Origin of the sequence: Tibeticola sp. (genome assembly GCF_022759015.1) — a bacterium.
GTDB classification, from domain to species: domain Bacteria; phylum Pseudomonadota; class Gammaproteobacteria; order Burkholderiales; family Burkholderiaceae_C; genus Tibeticola; species Tibeticola sediminis.
Map to the genome: position 1 here is coordinate 1 of NZ_JAEMQB010000091.1, position 12,590 is coordinate 12,590.

Annotated in this window: 11 protein-coding genes; 1 reads left to right on the top strand and 10 read right to left on the bottom strand. The window is 66.1% G+C overall.

What is annotated here, in order from left to right; translation table 11 throughout:
* A partial coding sequence (locus tag JHC36_RS05655) for a hydantoinase B/oxoprolinase family protein (RefSeq protein WP_287916911.1) occupies positions 1-298 on the top strand: 298 nt, incomplete at its 5' end.
* 123 nt (positions 299-421) lie between these two features.
* On the opposite strand, the gene JHC36_RS05660 is transcribed toward JHC36_RS05655, so the two are convergent.
* The 10 genes from JHC36_RS05660 to gyrA all read right to left on the bottom strand — a co-directional run.
* Complete coding sequence (locus JHC36_RS05660) at positions 422-928, bottom strand: ComEA family DNA-binding protein (protein ID WP_287916914.1); 507 nt, start codon at positions 926-928, stop codon at positions 422-424.
* A gap of 101 nt (positions 929-1,029) precedes the next feature.
* The gene (lapB, locus tag JHC36_RS05665; RefSeq protein WP_287916916.1) at positions 1,030-2,187 is read right to left on the bottom strand and encodes a lipopolysaccharide assembly protein LapB; all 1,158 of its coding nucleotides are present in this window, start codon (positions 2,185-2,187) and stop codon (positions 1,030-1,032) included.
* A complete protein-coding gene (locus JHC36_RS05670) occupies positions 2,177-2,482 on the bottom strand; it encodes a lipopolysaccharide assembly protein LapA domain-containing protein (protein WP_124220330.1) in 306 nt (101 codons plus the stop codon). Before JHC36_RS05670 ends, lapB begins: the two co-directional genes overlap by 11 nt.
* A 12-nt stretch (positions 2,483-2,494) precedes the next feature.
* Complete coding sequence (locus JHC36_RS05675; protein ID WP_287916920.1) at positions 2,495-2,818, bottom strand: integration host factor subunit beta; 324 nt, start codon at positions 2,816-2,818, stop codon at positions 2,495-2,497.
* Between the two features lie 334 nt (positions 2,819-3,152).
* On the bottom strand, positions 3,153-4,901 hold the full coding sequence (gene rpsA / locus JHC36_RS05680; RefSeq protein WP_287916923.1) for a 30S ribosomal protein S1: 1,749 nt from the start codon (positions 4,899-4,901) through the stop codon (positions 3,153-3,155).
* 122 nt (positions 4,902-5,023) lie between these two features.
* Positions 5,024-7,042, bottom strand: a complete 2,019-nt coding sequence (locus JHC36_RS05685; RefSeq protein WP_287916926.1) for a bifunctional 3-phosphoshikimate 1-carboxyvinyltransferase/cytidylate kinase — start codon at positions 7,040-7,042, stop codon at positions 5,024-5,026.
* 46 nt (positions 7,043-7,088) lie between these two features.
* Positions 7,089-7,967 carry a prephenate dehydrogenase gene (locus JHC36_RS05690; protein ID WP_124221124.1) on the bottom strand — a complete coding sequence of 293 codons (879 nt, stop codon included), beginning with the start codon at positions 7,965-7,967 and terminating at the stop codon, positions 7,089-7,091.
* Between the two features lie 20 nt (positions 7,968-7,987).
* Positions 7,988-9,091 carry a prephenate dehydratase gene (gene pheA, locus JHC36_RS05695; protein ID WP_287916929.1) on the bottom strand — a complete coding sequence of 368 codons (1,104 nt, stop codon included), beginning with the start codon at positions 9,089-9,091 and terminating at the stop codon, positions 7,988-7,990.
* 23 nt (positions 9,092-9,114) lie between these two features.
* Positions 9,115-10,233, bottom strand: a complete 1,119-nt coding sequence (serC, locus tag JHC36_RS05700; protein WP_287916932.1) for a 3-phosphoserine/phosphohydroxythreonine transaminase — start codon at positions 10,231-10,233, stop codon at positions 9,115-9,117.
* Positions 10,234-10,323: 90 nt separating this feature from the next.
* On the bottom strand, positions 10,324-12,590 hold a 2,267-nt coding region (gene gyrA, locus JHC36_RS05705; protein WP_287916935.1), incomplete at its 5' end, for a DNA gyrase subunit A.

The following is a 12,590-nucleotide window of genomic DNA, read 5'->3' on the forward strand; positions in this document are numbered from 1 at the left end:
CGAGCGCTTCGAGATCCGCCGTGGCTCCGGCGGCCGGGGACGCTGGTCGGGCGGTGACGGCGCGGTGCGGGCCGTGCGCTTCCTCGCGCCCATGACGGCGAGCATCCTCAGCAACGGCCGCGTGTACCCGGCGTTCGGTCTCGCGGGTGGCGCCAGCGGCGCGCCCGGGCTCAACCGCGTGCTGCGCGCCGACGGCCGGGTGGAAGCCCTCGGCCACATCGACAGCGTGGCGATGGCGAGCGGCGACGTGTTCGAGGTCCACACCTCAGGCGGCGGTGGATTTGCTCCTGAAACGTGAGCGTAGCTGCCCGATTTCACGCCGGCGTCCCAGCAGAAAAGGCAAAAAAACACCCGCCTGGGCGGGTGTTTCGGAGGCGAGCCGACGCGCGCGGGGCGCACAGGCTCTGGGGCGGCTGAATTACTACTTCTTGGCCGCGCTTGCCGCAGGGGCGGCGGCAGACGCCTTGGCTTGCTTGGCTTCGGCCTTGGCTTTCTTCTCTTCGGCCTTGGCTTTCTTCTCTTCGGCCTTGGCTTTCTTCTCTTCGGCCGCTGGGGCCTTAGCCTCTTCCTTGGCTTTCTTGTCGACTTTGGCTTTCTTGTCGTCGGCAGCGGCGGCCTTGGCATCGGTCTTCGCCGGCTTGGCCTCTGCCTTGGCCGGCGCGCCCGGGTAGGCGGCGCCGTTGACCGTCAGGCCGGCTTCGGAGAGCTTGGCGGCACTCGTCTCGCCGATGCCTTTGACACGAGAGACGAGGTCGTTCCAGTCCTTGAACGGACCCTTCTTGCGTTCCTCGATGATCTTGGCCGAAATCGCCGGCCCGATGCCTTTGACGCTGTCGAGGTCGGCGGCACTGGCTTTGTTCACGTCCACGGCCGCGAAAGCCGACATCGCATACAACATGGCCAGGATGGCCAGGATTTTCTTCAACATGCTTGCTCCTTCGGGTTGGAAACCCGGCGACATACCGGGTTCACCTAGATTAACGGAACACCGTGATTGCGCGTTGACCGTCTGCGCCCACGTGCGTTGTGTCAAAGTTCCTCAACCCGTCGCGGCGGATAGCTGTCCCAGGCCTGGCAGCCCGGGCAATGCCAGTGGTGCTCGCGGGCTTCGAAGCCGCATGCGGCGCAGCGGTAACGCTCCAGAGGTCGAACCGCCTGGTCGAGCGCGCGCTGCACCAGCGGGTGGCATTGCTCGTGCTCGAGCTTTTCCCCGGCGATCCAGCGGCTTGCCGCGATCAGCGAGGGCGTGTGTTCCAGGTGTTCGACGTAGGCCTGCCGCGCGCGTGCTTCGTCGCCCAGCACGTCCTGGTTCAGCGCCACGAGGGCCTCGAGCAAATCGATGGACGGATGCGCCTGATACAGCGCGCGCAAGCGCTCGGCGGCTTCCGGGACCTGGCCGCAACCCCGGGCCGCGGCAACGGCTGCCTGAGCCGCCAGTGGGGCTGCGGAGGGGACACGCCGAAACAGATCGAGCAGCGCTTCCCAGGCTTCCGTGGGCCGCCCTTCGCGCAGCAGCAATTGGATTTGGTCGAGGCGGGGGCGCGCCGCCTGGGGCGCGATCCGTTGGGCTTCGCTCAGCAGGCGGTGGGCATCTGCAGTGCGGCCTTCGGCCAGCGCCTCGGCGGCCAATTCACACGTGTGGTGGGCCCGGCGCGTTTGAAAGCTCCCGAGCCCCGTGCCTTCGAGGGACTCGGCCATCGCCGCCGCGCGGGCCCATTCGCGCGTGCGCTCGTAAATCGCAAGCCGCCCGAGCCGCGCTTGCGCTTGCAAAGGGCTGCCGTCGAGTGCGGCAAAGGCTTCTTCGGCACGATCGAGCAGCCCGGCCTTCAGGAAGTCCAGTGCCAGCGCATGGCGCGCACGCTGGCGGTCGGCCTCGGACAGGTCGCCGCGTGCCAGCAGATGTTCGTGAACCCGAACCGCACGTTGGTATTCGCCGCGCCGCCGGAACAGGTTGCCCAAGGCGAAATGCAGCTCGGACGTGTCCGGGTCGTCACGGACCGCCTCGATGAAGGCATCGATGGCCTGGTCCTGCTGCTCGTTGAGCAGGTGGTTGAGTCCTTTGAAATAGGCTTTCGGTGCCCGCTGCCCCTCCAGCCGCAGCTGCTTGAGGTCCAGTCGCGACGCGAGCCAGCCCAGTGCGAAGACCAGCGGCGCCGCGATCAGCAGCAAGATGGGGTCAATGGTCATGAACGCGCTCGACGTCGGGCGGGGTGGGGGTCGGTGCAGAGGCCGGGGCCGACGCCGCACGGTGCCGCGCAGCCGCCCGGCGCTGGCGCCACCAACGCGGAACCATACCGACGGCACCCACGATCACGCCGACCGTGAAGGCGCTGAACACCACGAGCACCATCGGCGCCTGCCATTGATGACCAAAGAAGAAGTGGACGTTGACTTCCTGCGCGTTGTTGAGCGCGAAGGCAAACAGCGTGAAGAACAGCGCCGCGTTGACCAGCCAGCGCAGGACTCGAAGCGCGGTTTTCATCGAGAAAGGCCGTCAGTCGGTGGTGGAGCCTGCACGCGCCGGAGTGGACTTGGCCAGCGTCGGATCCACCCCTTCGCGCAGCGCTTTACCGGGTCGGAAATGCGCCACGCGGCGCTCCGGAATCTGCACCTCGGCGCCCGAGCGCGGGTTGCGGCCGATGCGCGGCGCGCGGCGATGGACGCTAAAGCTGCCGAAACCGCGGACTTCGATGCGGTGTCCCCGCACCAGCGCATCCGTCATGGCATCGAGCAGGGTGCGCACGGCCGCTTCGGCGTCGCTTTGGGTCAAATGTTCGAAGCGGGCTGCGAGGTTTTCGACGAGATCGGAACGGGTCATGAGCAGCGCACCAGGAAGGATCGGTCCATAAAAAAGAGACTTCCGCCGAGTTTAGGACAACATCTGTGTGCGTTGCCCGGGCGGAAGTCCGGTGAGTGCGCGGGATGGGGGTGCTGCACCCGGCAGCAGGTCCATCCCGCGGTGGAGCCCGCGTTTAGGGCAACGCTGAACAAGTCCCTCGCGCGTTGCGCATCCCGGCTGCGGGCGGTCTGGGTCGTTGCAAATCCTCGCCATAGCTGCGGCTATGGCTGCGGTTTGCGCCTCGCATCCCATCCCGCGGCCGCTCGCGCACCATCGCGGGAACTGATTCAGCGTCGCCTTAGCGGGCGGCCCATCAGCTCTTGTCGCTGCCGGCGTTTTCCATCTTCGCGCGCAGCAAAGCGCCCAGGTTGGTCGTGCCTGCGCTCTCGCGCGACGACTGCTGACTGAGCGACTGCATGGCTTCTTGCTGCTCGGCCAAGTCCTTCGCCTTGATCGAGAGCTGGATGTTGCGCGTCTTGCGGTCGATGTTGGTGATGACGGCGGTGACTTCGTCGCCTTCCTTGAGCACGTTGCGCGCGTCCTCGACACGGTCGGCCGAGATTTCGCTGGCGCGCAGGTAGCCCACGACGTCCTGGCCCAGATCGATCTCGGCGCCGCGAGCGTCCACCGACTTCACCTTGCCCGTCACGACCGAGCCCTTGTCGTTGACCGACACGAAGGTCGTGAACGGATCGGAGTCGAGCTGTTTGATGCCCAGCGAAATGCGCTCACGCTCGACATCCACGCCGAGGACGATCGCTTCGACTTCCTGGCCCTTCTTGTAGTTGCGCACGGCCACTTCGCCCGGCTCGTTCCACGACAGGTCGGACAGATGCACCAGGCCGTCGATGCCAGCGGCCAGGCCGATGAAGATGCCGAAGTCGGTGATCGACTTGATCGGACCCTTGACACGGTCGCCGCGCTTGGTGTTTTGCGCGAATTCCTGCCACGGGTTGGCCTTGCACTGCTTCATGCCCAGGCTGATGCGGCGCTTGTCCTCGTCGATGTCGAGCACCATGACTTCGACCTCGTCGCCGAGCGACACCAGTTTGTTGGGCGCGACGTTCTTGTTGGTCCAGTCCATCTCCGAGACGTGCACCAGGCCTTCGATGCCGGGCTCGAGCTCGACGAACGCGCCGTAGTCGGCGATGTTCGTGACCTTGCCGAAGATGCGGGTGCCGGCCGGATAGCGGCGGGCAACGCCATGCCAGGGGTCGTCGCCGAGCTGCTTGAGGCCCAGCGAGACCCGGTTCTTCTCGGTGTCGAACTTGAGGATCTTGGCCGTGATTTCCTGACCCGGCTGAACCACCTCGCTCGGGTGGCGCACGCGGCGCCAGGCCATGTCAGTGATGTGCAGCAGGCCGTCGATGCCGCCGAGATCCACGAAAGCACCGTATTCGGTGATGTTCTTGACCACGCCCTGAACGATGGCACCTTCCTTGAGGGTCTCCATCAGCTTGGCGCGCTCTTCGCCCATCGAAGCCTCGATCACCGCGCGACGCGACAGCACGACGTTGTTGCGCTTGCGGTCGAGCTTGATGACCTTGAACTCCATCGTTTTGTTCTCATACGGCGTGAGGTCCTTGACCGGACGCGTGTCGACGAGGGAGCCGGGCAGGAAGGCGCGGATGCCGTTGACCATCACGGTCAAGCCGCCCTTGACCTTGCTCGTGGTCGTGCCGGTGACGAATTCGCCGGTCTCGAGCGCTTTTTCGAGCGCCATCCACGAAGCGAGGCGCTTGGCGGTGTCACGGCTGAGGACGGTGTCGCCGTAGCCGTTTTCGGGGGCCACGATGGCCACCGAGACGAAGTCGCCGACCTGGACTTCGAGTTCGCCCTTGTCGTTCTTGAATTCCTCGATGGGCACATACGCCTCGGACTTCAGCCCGGCGTTGACGACGACGAAGTTGTGCTCGATGCGCACGACTTCGGCGGTGATGACTTCGCCCGGGCGCATTTCAGTGCGCTTGAGGGATTCTTCGAAAAGGGCGGCAAAAGATTCAGACATGGAGTTTCCTGATGCACGAGCAGGTTTTACGGAAGCAAAAGGCCCCGTTTGCAAGGCTGTTCGTGACTGTTGTTTGCGGAGGGTCCCGCGGTTGGGTTGAAGAAACCACGCCACCGGTGCGCATCGCGCGAGGAGAATGACGTGGACCGGAAAAAGAGCCAGCCCAGGAGGCCGGCTCAGGAAGCCGCGAGGCAATCGCCAAACGGCAACCGTTCTTGCCACCAGGCCAACACCCGTTCGACCGAAGCCTCGACCGTGAGGGTGGAGTTGTCCAGCAGCAATGCGTCGTCGGCGGGCTTCAAGGGCGCGGCGCTGCGAGACATGTCCCGCGCGTCCCGCGCCTGAAGGTCGGCCAAAACGGCGTCTAGTGTAGTCGAAACGCCCTTGGAAATCAATTGTTTATAGCGGCGCTCGGCCCTTTGTTCGGCGCTGGCCGTCAAAAAAACCTTCAGCGTCGCATCGGGGAAAACGACCGTGCCCATGTCGCGTCCGTCGGCGACCAGACCGGGAAGGCGGCGAAAGTCGCGTTGCAGCTGCAGCAGCGCGGCGCGCACCGCCGGCCATGCGGCGACTTTGGACGCGTCGCGGCCGATGGCCTCGGTGCGCAGGTCTGCGCTCACATCCTCACCCCGAAGCAAGACACGCTCGCCTTGAAATTCGACGTCCAGTGCGCGTGCGAGCGCAGCGATCGCTTCCGTCTGGGCTTCTTCGACGGCCAGACCCGCACGCTGTGCGGCCAGAGCGGTGAGTCGGTACAGCGCGCCCGAGTCGAGCCAGTGGTAGCCCAGGCGCTCGGCCAGGGCGGCTGCGAGCGTGCCCTTGCCCGAGGCGGTCGGCCCGTCGATACACAGCACCGGGATGGCGCCGGGTTGGGCCTCGACGACTTGGAACAGCGTTTCGAAATAATCCGGAAAGGTCTTGGCGACGCACTTGGGGTCGAGGATCCGCACGGGCTGGGCGGCCGGGTTGAACGCGGCGAGCGAAAAGCACATGGCCATGCGGTGGTCGTCGTAGGTCCGGATGCAGGCCGCGCGCCACGCCTCCTCAGCCAGGGGATGCACGCGCAGCAGGTCCGCGCCTTCTTCGACGCGCGCGCCCAGCCGGCGCAGTTCCTGAGCCATGGCCGCGATGCGGTCGGTCTCTTTCACGCGCCAGCTGCCGATGTTGCGCAACGTCGAGGGGCCGTCGGCAAAGAGTGCGAGCACGGCCAGCGTCATCGCGGCGTCGGGAATGGCGATGCAGTCGAGGTCGATCGAGCGCAGCGGCCACGCACCGCGCGACACCCGCAGATCATTGGGCCCGCTCTCGACCTGCGCGCCCATGAGGCGTGCCGCGTCGACGAAGCGGATGTCTCCCTGAATCGAGGCCGCACCGACGCCCTGGATATGGACCGGCCGCTCGGCCGTCGCAGCGATCGCGCCCAAGGCGATGAAGTACGAGGCCGACGACGCATCGGCTTCGACGTGAATTTCGCCCGGCGTGCGGTAGGCGCTCGCCGCGGGCACGGTGAAGCGCGACCAGCCTTCGCGCCGTACCTGCACGCCGAAACGCTCGAGCAGGTTCAGAGTGATTTCGATGTAGGGGCGTGAAATCAGCGTGCCGGTGACCTCGAACACCACGTCGCTCTCGGTGCTCAGCAGGGGGGCGGCGAGGAGCAGCGCGGTCAGGAACTGGCTCGAGACGTCCCCGCGCACGCGGATGGGTTGCTGCACTTGGCGCGCGCGTGGCCGGCCGATCCGCAAGGGGGGGTAGCCCTCCTGGCCGAGATATTCGACGCTGCAGCCGATCTGGCGCAGCGCGTCGACGAGGTCGGCGATCGGGCGCTCGTGCATGCGCGGCACGCCGCTGAGTTCGAAGTCGCCCCCCAAGACAGCCAGCGCGGCGGTGAGCGGGCGCATCGCCGTTCCGGCGTTGCCGAGGAAGAGCTTGGCCGGGCTGCGGGGCGCCTGCCCGCCGAGGCCAGTCACCCGGACGGTGTGTGCGTCTTCGGCTTCGACGCCGCAGCCGAGCGTGCGCAGCGCGTCGAGCATGACCCGGGTGTCGTCCGAGTCGAGCAGGTCGCGGATGCGGGTGGTACCCGCGCTGAGTGCAGCCAGCAGCAAGACGCGGTTCGAGATGCTCTTCGAGCCGGGCAGTTGGACCGTGCCCCCGGCCGAGCGCAGGGGCGGAAGATCGAGAAATTCGGTGGTGTACATGCGCGTGGAATCCGGGTGGGCCGGCGACGGTTCGCGGTCCGCTCCGTCAGAAATGCGGCTTGCCCGAGCTGATGCGCCAGTGGGCGCGGGCTTGACTGGCCGTGCCGATGAGCTTTTCGAGGGTTTCTCCGTCACCGGCGGCGATGGCTTGCTCGAATGCTTCGAGGGCGCCGCGGAAGGCCTGCGCTTGGCGCAGCAACTCGCTCCGGTTGGTCAGCAGAATGTCGCGCCAGACTTTGGGGTCGCTGGCGGCAATGCGGGTGAAATCCCGAAACCCCGGCCCGCCGAGCGACAGCAATTGCGCGGCCTGGGCCTGGCCCAAGATGCCGTTCATCAAGGCAAAGGCCAGCACATGCGGCAGGTGGCTCACAGCGGCAAAAGCGGCATCGTGGGCGTCGGGTGACATCTCACTGACGTGCGAGCCTATGGCCTTCCAGACGGCATGGGCGCGCTGAAGCTGATGGGTACGGGTGCGTTCGATCGGTGTGAGGATGACCTGACGATCGCGGTAGAGGTCCGGGTCGGCGTTTTCGATGCCGCCGCGCTCGAGGCCGGCAATCGGATGCGCAGGCACGAAGCTGCCGACTTGCTCGCGCAGCACCTCGCGCGCGGCCTGCACGACACCGGCCTTGGTCGAGCCCACGTCCATGATCAGCATCTCGGGCGTGAGGATGTGCCGGATGGCCTTCAGGGTGGCCTCGGTGGCCGCCACGGGGACGGCAATCAGCACCAAATCTGCGCCCGAGACGGCCAGCAGCGCGGAAGGGGCTTCGACGTCGATGACGCCCAACTGGCGCGCGCGCTCGGTCGTCGAGGGCGACTTGCTGTAGCCGACCACACGCCGCACCAGCCCGGCGCGCTTGAGCGCCAGCGCAAAAGACCCGCCCATGAGGCCGCAGCCGATGAGCCCCAACTGTTCGAACATGGCGGTCTGGCTCATGGCGCTCAGGTTTCGCTGACGGGGTAAGCACCCAGCATTTTGTAGAAGGCGCAGAGGCTTTGAAGTTCCTCCAGAGCTCGGGCGACATGCGGCTCGCTCGGATGGCCGGCGAGGTCGATGTAGAAGTAATACTCCCACTGCCCGGACTTGGCCGGACGCGACTCGAAGCGCGTCATCGAGACGCCGTGCTTCTTGAGGGGCACGAGCAGGTCGTGCACCGCGCCGGGGCGGTTCGGGACCGAGACGATCAGGCTCGTGCAGTCCTTGCCGCTCGCGGGCGGCATGGCCATGGTTTGCGGCAGGCAGATGATGGCAAAGCGGGTGCGGTTGTAGGCCTCGTCCTGAATCGCGTGCGCGACGATGTGCAGCGCGAACTGGCCTGCGGCGCGCTCGCTGGCCAGGGCGGCGTAGGCCGGGTTTTCGGCTGCCAGTCGTGCGCCCTCGGCGTTGCTCGAGACGGCGCGGCGCTCGGCATGCGGCAGATGCTGGCTGAGCCAGTTCTGGCACTGAGCCAAGGCCTGTGGATGCGACAGCACGACCTCGATGCCGTCGAGCGAATTGACTTGGCGCAGCAGGTTGTGCCGCACCAAGAGACTGATTTCCCCAACGATGTGTACGGGCGAGCGCAGGAACAGGTCGAGCGAGCGCGCCACCACGCCTTCGGTCGAGTTCTCCATGCCCACGACGCCGAACTGCGCGGTGCCCGCAGCGGTGGCGTGGAACACCTCGTCGAAGCTCGAACAGTAAATCAGGTTGGCCGCGCTGCCGAAGTATTCGATGGCGGCCTGCTCGGTGAAGGTGCCCTCGGGGCCAAGCACGGCGACGCGCTGCGGCGTCTCGAGCGCCAGGCAGGCCGACATGATTTCGCGCCAGATCGCAGCCACATGCTGATTGAGCAGCGGCCCGGGGTTGGCCGCCTGGACCTTGGCGATGACCTGGGCAACCCGGTCGGGCCGGAAGAACGGCGAGCCTTCGGCACGCTTGATTTCACCGACTTGTTCGGCGACCCGGGCGCGCTGGTTGAGCAGGTCGAGCAGCTGCTGGTCGATCGCGTCGATCTGCTGCCGCAGGGCCGCGAGCGCTTCGGACTGGATGGGGGTTTGAGCCATGGAGAGGGGTCTTGTGGCGACGTTCAGGCCTGAGTGCGCTCGAATTCGCGCATCCAGTCCACCAAGGCCTGCACACCGGCCAGCGGCATGGCGTTGTAAAGGCTGGCGCGCAGCCCGCCGACCGATTTGTGGCCCTTGAGCTGCAACAGCCCCCGGGCCTCGGCCCCGGCCAGGAAACGCGCGTAGGCGGCGCCATCGGGACCGGGCTCGCGCAAGAAGAAGGGCACGTTCATGCGCGAGCGATGCGCGCGATCGACGGGGTTGTAGAACACCTCGGAGCGGTCGATCGCGTCGTAGAGCAACTGCGAGCGGGCGATGGCGCGCTGCTCCATGGCGGCGACGCCACGCGCATCACCCTCGCGCTGGCGCTGGATCCACTGGAAGGTCAGGCCTGCGATGTAGATGGCGTAGGTCGGCGGCGTGTTGAACATCGAGCCATTGTCGGCGACGGTGCGATAGTCGAAGGCGCTCGGGCAGATCGCCAAAGCATGTCCCAGCAGGTCTTCGCGCACGATGACGAGCGTGAGCCCGGCCGGGCCGATGTTCTTCTGCGCGCCGCCAAAGGCCAATCCCACCCGCTGCCAGTCGATTGGCCGCGAGAGCACATGTGAGGAAAAGTCGATCACCAGCGGCGCGTCGCTGCCAAGGGCGCGCAGGTCAGGCAGCTCGTGGAATTCGACACCGTGGATGGTTTCGTTGCTGCACAGGTGCAGGTAGCTCGCGCCGCGGCTCAGGCGCCAGCTGGCGGGATCGGGGATGGTTGTGAAGCCGCTGTCGGCGCTGCTGGCCGCGAGCTGGGCGTGGCAGTATTTCTGCGCTTCCTTGTGCGACTTCTGGCTCCAGGCGCCGGTGACGACGAAATCGACCGTGCCGCCGCGCGAGAGGTTCATCGGCACGATGGCGTTTTCCGCCAGGCCGCCGCCCTGCATGAACAGGATGCGAAAGTGCTCTGGCACCGCGAGCAGTTCGCGCAGGTCAGCTTCGGCCTGCGCGCAAATGCTCATGAACGCCTTGCCGCGATGGCTCATCTCCATCACGCCCATGCCGCTGCCGTGCCAGTCGAGCATTTCGGCCGCGGCCTGCGCCAACACCTCCTCGGGCATGGTGGCGGGGCCGGCGGAGAAGTTGTAAGGGCGACTCATGAGCAATTTAGCTTCAATTCCGGGCTTTGCCGGCGTGAAATATACGTTCTTTGCTATCAAAAAAGGAATTTCAGGCGCGGAGTGCCGCCTTTACCCATTTTCCGGTGCCGGCTCGTCGGCCGATGCGAGGGGCGCGGCATCGTTTTCCACGATGCGCTGCAGGCCGATCAGCTTCGCGCCCGGATCGAGCGCGATCAGGGTGACGCCCTGCGTGGCCCGACCCATCTCGCGGATTTCGGAAACCCGCGTGCGCACGACCACGCCGCGGTCGGTCACGAGCATGATTTCGTCGTCAGAACGCACCAGCGTGGCTGCCACCACTTTGCCGTTGCGCTCGGATTGCTGGATGGCGATCATGCCCTTGGTGCCGCGGCCGTGTCGGGTGTATTCGCTGATGGGCGTGCGCTTGCCGTAGCCGTTTTCGGTCGCAGTCAACACGCTTTGCGTCTCGTCTTCGGCCACCAGCATCGCGATGACGCTTTGGCCTTCTTCGAGCATCATGCCGCGCACACCGCGGGCGTTGCGGCCCATCGGGCGCACGTCGTTCTCGTCGAAGCGCACGGCCTTGCCGCCGTCGGAGAACAACATCACATCGTGATGTCCATCGGTGAGCGCGGCACCGATGAGGTAGTCCCCCTCATCGAGGTCGATCGCAATGATGCCGGCCTTGCGCGGGTTCGAGAATTCGTCGAGCGGCGTCTTCTTCACCGTGCCCATGCGCGTGGCCATGAACACATAGTGGTCTGCCGGGAAGCTGCGGAACTCGCCGGTGAGCGGCAGCACCACGGTGATTTTTTCGCCTTCGGCCAGCGGGAACATGTTGACGATGGGCCGGCCGCGCGAGCCGCGTGAGCCCGAGGGCACCTCCCACACCTTGAGCCAGTACAGCCGCCCGCGGTTGGAGAAGCACAGGATGTAGTCGTGCGTGTTGGCGATGAAGAGCTGCTCGATCCAGTCGTCTTCCTTCGTCGCCGTGGCCAGCTTGCCGCGCCCACCGCGCTTCTGGGCGCGGTATTCCGAGAGCGGCTGGCTCTTGATGTAGCCGGTGTGGCTGAGCGTGACCACCATGTCGGTCGGGGTGATCAGGTCCTCGGTGGAGAGGTCTTGCGCGCTATGCTCGATCTCGCTGCGGCGCGCGCCGAGCTTGGTCTGGCCGAACTCCTGCTTGAGCGCGGTGAGTTCGTCGCCAATGATGGCGGAGACGCGCTCGGGCCGCGCCAGGATGTCGAGCAGGTCGTCGATCTGCGCCATCACCTCTTTGTATTCGGCGACGATCTTGTCCTGCTCCAGCCCGGTGAGGCGCTGCAGCCGCATCTGCAGGATTTCCTGCGCCTGCGTTTCCGAGAGGCGGTACAGGCCGTCGGCCTGCATGCCGTAGGCGCGATCCAGGCCGTCGGGGCGGTAGTCGTCGGCGTTGACCGTGCCGCCGTCGGCCTTGGCGCGGGTGAGCATCTCCCGCACCAAGGCGCTGTCCCAGGCGCGCTGCATCAGCTCGGCTTTGGCCACCGGCGGGGTGGGCGACTCGCGGATGATCCGGATGAACTCGTCGATGTTGGCCAGCGCCACCGCCAGGCCCTCGAGCACATGGCCGCGCTCGCGCGCCTTGCGCAGCTCGAACACTGTGCGCCGGGTGACGACCTCGCGCCGGTGCTCGAGGAACACGACGATCAGGTCCTTGAGGTTGCACAGCCGCGGCTGGCCGTCCACCAACGCCACCATATTGATGCCGAAGGTGTCCTGCAGTTGCGTGTGCTTGTAGAGGTTGTTGAGCACCACCTCGGGCACTTCGCCGCGCTTGAGTTCGATCACCAGCCGCATGCCGGACTTGTCGGACTCGTCCTGGATGTGGCTGATGCCCTCGATCTTCTTCTCATGCACCAGCTCGGCCATGCGCTCTTGCAGCGTCTTCTTGTTGACCTGGTAGGGCAGCTCATCGACGATGATGGCCTGGCGCTGGCCCTTATCGATGTCTTCGAAATGGCACTTCGCGCGCATCACCACCCGGCCGCGGCCGGTGCGGTAGCCGTCCTTGACGCCGTTGATGCCATAGATGATGCCCGCGGTGGGAAAGTCCGGCGCTGGAATGATCTCCATCAACTCGTCGATGGTCGCCTCAGGGTGGCGCAGCAGGTGCAGGCAGGCGTCCACCACTTCGTTGAGGTTGTGCGGCGGAATGTTGGTCGCCATGCCCACCGCAATGCCCGCCGAGCCGTTGACCAGCAGATTGGGCAGCTTGCTCGGCAGCACCAGCGGCTCGCGCTCGCTGCCGTCGTAGTTGGGGCCGAAATCGACGGTTTCCTTGTCGATGTCGGCGAGCATCTCGTGCGCGATCTTCGAAAGCCGAATCTCCGTGTAGC

Excerpts from the sequence above, each read along its gene's own strand:
- JHC36_RS05675 (WP_287916920.1), bottom strand. The coding sequence starts at position 2,818 with ATGACCCGTTCCGATCTCGTCGAAAACCTCGCAGCCCGCTTCGAACAT.
- JHC36_RS05685 (WP_287916926.1), bottom strand. The coding sequence starts at position 7,042 with ATGTACACCACCGAATTTCTCGATCTTCCGCCCCTGCGCTCGGCCGGG.
- pheA (WP_287916929.1), bottom strand. The coding sequence starts at position 9,091 with ATGGCTCAAACCCCCATCCAGTCCGAAGCGCTCGCGGCCCTGCGGCAG.
- serC (WP_287916932.1), bottom strand. The coding sequence starts at position 10,233 with ATGAGTCGCCCTTACAACTTCTCCGCCGGCCCCGCCACCATGCCCGAG.
- lapB (WP_287916916.1), bottom strand. The coding sequence starts at position 2,187 with ATGACCATTGACCCCATCTTGCTGCTGATCGCGGCGCCGCTGGTCTTC.
- JHC36_RS05660 (WP_287916914.1), bottom strand. The coding sequence starts at position 928 with ATGTTGAAGAAAATCCTGGCCATCCTGGCCATGTTGTATGCGATGTCG.
- JHC36_RS05690 (WP_124221124.1), bottom strand. The coding sequence starts at position 7,967 with ATGTTCGAACAGTTGGGGCTCATCGGCTGCGGCCTCATGGGCGGGTCT.
- JHC36_RS05670 (WP_124220330.1), bottom strand. The coding sequence starts at position 2,482 with ATGAAAACCGCGCTTCGAGTCCTGCGCTGGCTGGTCAACGCGGCGCTG.